Consider the following 5,723-nt stretch of genomic DNA (forward strand, 5'->3'; position numbering starts at 1 on the left):
GATTTTTTCGAGGCGCCGCATCAGGTCGAGGATTTCCTGCGTCAGGCGCTCATTGCGCTGGACGTAGTACCATTGGGCGTAGGTCGTCTTGATTCTGGCGGCGATTTCCGACCAGGTTCCGAAGGCGCGTCCTCTGGCACTCGCTGCTTCGAATTCCGCCACCTCGCGTTTCAGATCGCGTTTGCCGAACCAGGGAAGATCCTGCGACAGCAGGTACTTCGTGCTGCCGACGCGGCTCGGGGAGAGCGTCGGGTTCTGCTCGCCGGAGTGGGTGATGTCCCGCAATTCCATCCTGAACTTCGGGTCGGGCAGGGCGCCTGCCGGCGTGACCCGTTCCGCCGCCGCGTCCGCTTCCGCCTGCATGGCCGCGTATTCGGGATTGCGAACTTTCGCGAATTCGAGCAGGCTCTCGACCGTGCGGCCGATGACGACCTCCTGCGACAGGACCGGCGTCGCCAGGCCCAGCATCAGGCAGCAGGCGAATGTCCTGATGGGTTTGCCTCCTCGCATGCCGTCTCCCAATGCTTGAATGGTTCCTGTCGATGATGCCGTGTCCATCGGATGATCACGATCCAGCTGGTTTCTCCGGTGGGCTCTCGGCAAAGACCCCGCTTGCCAAGCGCGTGGCGCAGTATAAGCAAGCCTTCCCAACCGGACGCTGACGCGAAGATTACATTTCGGTAATCTTCGCCGAAAGGCTGATCATACGGCACAAAATGCGCCATGGGCAGGGATGGGCAATGGAGAACGACGATGAAGATCCTGGTCGTGGAAGACGAACCGAAAACGGGGACTTACCTCAAACAGGGATTGCTCGAGGCGGGTTTCGTGGCTGATCTGGTGAGCAACGGGCTGGACGGCCTGCACTTCGCCTTGAACGAAGCCTATGACCTGGTGATTCTCGATGTCATGCTGCCGGGAATCGACGGCTGGCAAATCCTGCAGGGCATCCGCGGGGCGGGCAAGGACATGCCGGTCCTTTTCCTGAGCGCCCGCGACGCGGTGGATGATCGGGTCAAGGGATTGGAACTCGGCGCAGACGACTATCTGGTCAAGCCGTTTGCCTTTGCCGAGTTGCTCGCCCGCGTCCGCACGCTGTTGCGCCGAGGCGGCAAGGTCAGGGAATCCGGGTTCTTGCGCGCGGCGGATCTGGAACTCGATCTGCGGCGCCGACGCGTCACCCGAGCGGGCCGGCGAATCGATCTGACGGCCAAGGAGTTTGCCTTGCTGGAGCTGCTTCTGCGGCGGCAGGGTGAAGTGCTGCCCCGTTCGCTGATCGCCTCGCAAGTCTGGGACATGAACTTCGACAGCGACACCAATGTGATCGAGGTGGCGATCAAGCGCCTGCGGCTCAAGGTGGACGAGGGATTCGATGACAAACTGATTCGCACGGTGCGCGGCATGGGCTACGTACTGGAAAGCGGCGAGTGAAGCCAGTCCGGCGGCAATCGATCAGCTTCCGGCTGACCCTGCTGTTCGCGTCGGCGTCCACCCTGGTCTTGCTGCTGCTCGGTGTGCTCATTGCCAACCTGGTCGAACGACATTTCGAAGAACTGGACATGGAGATTCTGACCGGGAAGTTGCAACTGGCTCGGCATGCCCTCGAGAAAGTTCGCTCCACGGCCGACCTCGAAGCCATGCCGCAGCACCTCGAGGATTCCCTGGTCGGCCACCCTGGGCTCGCCGTGGTGGTCGTCGCGCCAGACGGTCAAACGCTGTTCGCCACGACTGGCGCCGAGTTTCCGGGCACTCTTCTGGACCGGGGCGTCGAGCCCGCTTCCCGGCATCCGGTTTATTGGAAGACTCGCGACCAGCAGCCTCTTCGTGGCATCTCCGGTCTTGCCCGGACGAGCATCGAGGGCGCGCCGCCGGCACTCGTGGCCGTGGCGACAGGGATCTCGCACCATGAGCACTTCATGAGCAACTTCAGGACCACCCTGTGGTCGTTCATGGTGCTGGCCGCCTTGTCGATCGGGCTCCTCGGCTGGATTGCGGTGCGCCGGGGGCTGGCGCCGTTGCAGGCGATCAAGCGCGAGGCGGCGGCGATCACCGCGCAGCGGCTGAATGCCCGCTTGCCGGTCGATTCCGTTCCGGTCGAACTGGTTGCCCTGGCCCGGACGTTGAACGACATGCTGGCACGCCTGGAGGAGTCCTTCCGGCGCCTCTCGGATTTTTCTTCCTACCTGGCGCACGAACTGCGGACACCGGTCAGCAACCTGCTGACCCAGACCCAGGTGATGCTTTCCAGAACCCGGACAGCCGAACAATACCAGGAGGTTCTGGCCTCGAACGCCGAGGAACTCGAACGCCTGTCGCGGATGATTTCGGACATGCTCTTTCTGGCCAAGGCCGAAAACCAGCTGATCATTCCGCACCGGGAAGCCGTCGATCTGCGTGCGGAAGTGAACGGGCTGTTTGAATTCTACGAGGCCTTTGCCGAGGAGAAGAACGTTTCCCTATCCTGCTCGGGTAGCGCCGTCGTTTCGGGCGACCGGCTGATGTTGCGCCGGGCCATCCACAATCTTCTCTCGAATGCGATGCGGCATACGCCGACCGGAGGAGGGATGGCCGTGCATCTGGAGCAAACTGGCGAAAACTGGGTACGGCTGTCGGTCGAGAACACCGGCGAAACGATTGCTGCCGAGCACTTGCCGCGACTGTTCGAACCTTTCTACCGTGCGGATTCCTCCCGGCAACGCTTCAGCGACGGCGCCGGGCTGGGCCTGGCGATTACCCGTTCCATCCTGCGTGCCCACGGCGGCAGTGTCGACGTCCGCTCCAGCAGCGGCGTGACGGTGTTTCGGCTGAACATTCCGGTTTGAGCCAGAGCGATTCGCGCGGGTGTTGGCCATTCTGCGCGGGTCATCCTGCCTGGGGGGCGAGATCGCTGCCGGCGATTACGCGTGCCAGGCGGCAAGCCGGGGCGTGGATGGTGCCGGAGGTGGTGAGACGTGGCTTTCGGCCTGCTTTTCCTCTGTACCTCGCAATACGCGTTGCCCTTTCATGCCTGATGCCTGCGAGAGCCCCGGCAGTCGGGCGTTATGCGGGCCTCAGGCATGCCTGCCTCCTCGTCCCAAATCCAACTGGTGCCACGCCGCTGCCACACGGTGTCGAGCAGTGGTCTCATTGTTTGGCGCCTCGGGAAAATTTCACACGCCTGGCGATTTCAAGAACGAGATCTCTGAAGTCGTCGTAGCACTGCTGCACGTTGGTCTGGTGCGCACCGATCGCTCCGTCCGAGGCACGCAGCGCGAACATCGGCTTGCGCGACTCCATCGCCATGGGCATCAGGCTGCGGTAATGCTTGATGCGTTGAATCTGTTGCGGGTCCGGCGTTGGCCCCGTTGGTCCGGCTTGTTCGTCAAGCACGCTTTCCCGATAGGCGTGTGGCAGCCGCGCCTGCCATTTGGCGTAGGCTTTGGTCGGTCGCCCGAGCCGCTCGGCGTGCTGCATCAGAACATAACCGACAGCGGCCATCTCGCCGCCAGGCTGCTCGCCCAGGCTTGCCGAAGCCTTGGGTCTGGCCTGTAGCCAGGTATCGCGCCAGAGCCGGAGTGTTGGCCCGAGGTTTTTCAAACCCTGTAGCGAGAACAGATCGGGGGCGACCGGAACCACAACATGGCTTGCCGCCACCAACGCGGCGCGATTGATCGCACCCAGATTGGGGCCGACGTCGATCAGCAAGACATCCGCCTGATGGCGCCCGGCCGCTTCTTTCATTACTCGCCAGAACGCCGTGGTGACGCGAAACGCGCGCTCCCGTCCTTCCAGACAACGCGGCCACTCGGTAGAAAGATCATCCTCTATACGTGACAACGCCAGGTCCCCGACAATCAGGCCCAGGGCATCCGACAAAGGCTCGATATGGGCGGGCCGAATGTCCCCGGTGCCGCCGAACAGGGGTTCGACCGCTCCAAACAGGGTTTCCCGATGCGCAACGTCCGGCCACAATGCTTCCAGACGCTCTTCGTCCAGAGCCATGATCGACAGGTTTGACTGTGGATCGAGATCGACAGCCAGTACACGGTAGCCCAGCTCGGCAAGCATCCAGGCCACGTGATAGACCAGCGAGGTCTTGCCCACGCCGCCCTTGTTGTTGAAAAACGCGATGCTGATCATGGCCCCTCCCTGTGGATCAGGGCCGCGACCACACCGGGTTGCACCTGAAACGACAGCCGCGCACCGAAGTGCTTTTTGGCAATGGCGATGCCCGCGCCAAATCGCTGTACATACCCCAGCGCCCGCAGTGCCTCGGCCAGATTAGGATTGCGGTAATCCGTGACGCCGGGCTGGCCGAAGTTCTCTACCGTCACGCTGCCAAACGGTCCGCCGGGGTTGTGGATTTCGATGCGGTCATCGAACCAGTACACCCGCACCGGCGCATTCGTCGCCTCGTAGCTGCGGTGCATGCAGGCGTTGCGCACCAGTTGCCGCAACGCAACGAGAGCATAGTCCTCGCCAACCGATTCCCTATCGACGCCAGCGAAATCTATTCGGCGGCGGTTATGGGCTTCGAGTTTTTCCTCCAGGCGGCGGATCTGGTCGGCCACCGTGCCGTGGATGACCTCTTCATCCTGTACCGGGTCGGTGAGGTCGGTTCCAGCAATGCGCAGGAACTGGGTGTAGGCGCCACCGATCCAGTCGGATGGCAACTTGCCGCACACCAGTAGTCCCAGTACGGTGGGCACCGCTTCATTTTCGGCGGCGATCAGCTTGGTTGCGGCGAGCTTTTGCTCAAAACTGCGTTCATTGGCCAGCAGAAGATCGCGCGCCACGAGCGAGGGCAGATACTCCTGCTCGAAGCGCAGCCGGTCGATCTCCTCCAGCGTGGCACCCGAAACGGGCTGCACATCGAACGGTCGATCACGATGACGCCGCCGCTCGTTGAGGATGCGCTCGTCCTGGGCGCTGGCCAGTCCCCGGCGCGGTCCCCAGCGTATATGGATACGGCCCTTGTAGCGTACCGGAGGCGTGTCGCAAGGCCACACGGTGATAACGGCAAAGTCGGAACTGGCGAGACGACGTTTTTCCACCAGCAGCGTTGGCGGTGGTGCAATGTTGCCATCGGTCTTGATATCGGCCAATTGTCGTAACAACTCATCTGTTACTGCAAAATCGGCGGCGGGTGTGCCGTCATCCGTTGCGCCGATAAAAATGGCTCCTGGGCTGCCATGCCCGGCGAGGTCGTTGGCGAAGGCGCATACCGCCTCACGAACCTTGTCCGGCGCAGAGCCCTTGAAGGATTGCTTGCGCTCGACCCGGTCCGATTCCAGATCTCGCAACAAGGCCACAAGCTCGGCATCAATGAAAGCGGTCATCAGTCGTACTCCTCAAACAGCGAGCCTTGGGTCGGCTTGACCGCCTGGCTTGCCGCCCACGCGTTGTAGATCGACACGGCGCGCGAGACCGTGTTGCGGCTGGCCTGATCCGAGCCGTTCCTGTGCAGCCATTCGAGCAGGGGTTTGAGCGCCACATGCGGCTTGAAGTGAGGAGGTCCCCTCGGTTTTTCGTCTGCCAAAGGGCAAGCTTCATGTTACCAGTTTTTCCTGATGCTGCTCTTTGATCCCGTTCTCCAGGAACTGAATCGGCGATCTTCGTGATTATCGGCGCCTCAAAAAATCGCCGATCTTCTCTGTTCGGTATGTCCACTTTCAATTGCTGCGTTGTATCAATTTACTGATGGCGGCGGCGGACCTGGCCGAGGCGCTGGAAGATGAGCTGTA

The 5,723-nt window shown here is 62.0% G+C and carries 6 protein-coding genes; 2 read left to right on the top strand and 4 right to left on the bottom strand.

Annotation, left to right across the window (positions count from 1 at the left end):
* Positions 1-510, bottom strand: a 510-nt coding sequence (locus tag CAPSK01_RS18265) for a TolC family protein (RefSeq protein WP_034930134.1), incomplete at its 3' end; no start/stop codon positions are given.
* A 243-nt stretch (positions 511-753) separates the two neighbouring features.
* On the opposite strand from CAPSK01_RS18265, the gene CAPSK01_RS18270 reads away from it, so the two are divergent.
* Both CAPSK01_RS18270 and CAPSK01_RS18275 read left to right on the top strand, forming a co-directional pair.
* Complete coding sequence (locus CAPSK01_RS18270) at positions 754-1,431, top strand: heavy metal response regulator transcription factor (protein ID WP_034930076.1); 678 nt, start codon at positions 754-756, stop codon at positions 1,429-1,431.
* On the top strand, positions 1,428-2,822 hold the full coding sequence (locus CAPSK01_RS18275) for a heavy metal sensor histidine kinase (protein WP_034930078.1): 1,395 nt from the start codon (positions 1,428-1,430) through the stop codon (positions 2,820-2,822). Before CAPSK01_RS18270 ends, CAPSK01_RS18275 begins: the two co-directional genes overlap by 4 nt.
* Before the next feature lie 301 nt (positions 2,823-3,123).
* Here the strand turns inward: CAPSK01_RS18275 and CAPSK01_RS18280 are convergent, their stop codons facing one another.
* Genes CAPSK01_RS18280 through CAPSK01_RS23915 form a run of 3 tightly spaced genes read right to left on the bottom strand, consistent with a single transcriptional unit; the run spans position 3,124 to position 5,473 of the window.
* The gene (locus CAPSK01_RS18280; protein WP_034930081.1) at positions 3,124-4,119 is read right to left on the bottom strand and encodes an AAA family ATPase; all 996 of its coding nucleotides are present in this window, start codon (positions 4,117-4,119) and stop codon (positions 3,124-3,126) included.
* Positions 4,116-5,318 carry an ATP-binding protein gene (locus tag CAPSK01_RS18285; RefSeq protein ID WP_034930084.1) on the bottom strand — a complete coding sequence of 401 codons (1,203 nt, stop codon included), beginning with the start codon at positions 5,316-5,318 and terminating at the stop codon, positions 4,116-4,118. The genes CAPSK01_RS18280 and CAPSK01_RS18285 overlap by 4 nt, the downstream gene beginning before the upstream one ends.
* Positions 5,318-5,473, bottom strand: a complete 156-nt coding sequence (locus tag CAPSK01_RS23915; protein WP_273704031.1) for a hypothetical protein — start codon at positions 5,471-5,473, stop codon at positions 5,318-5,320. Before CAPSK01_RS23915 ends, CAPSK01_RS18285 begins: the two co-directional genes overlap by 1 nt.
* Positions 5,474-5,723: the final 250 nt, after the last annotated feature.

The sequence above is a fragment of the Candidatus Accumulibacter vicinus genome (assembly GCF_000584955.1).
GTDB classification, from domain to species: domain Bacteria; phylum Pseudomonadota; class Gammaproteobacteria; order Burkholderiales; family Rhodocyclaceae; genus Accumulibacter; species Accumulibacter vicinus.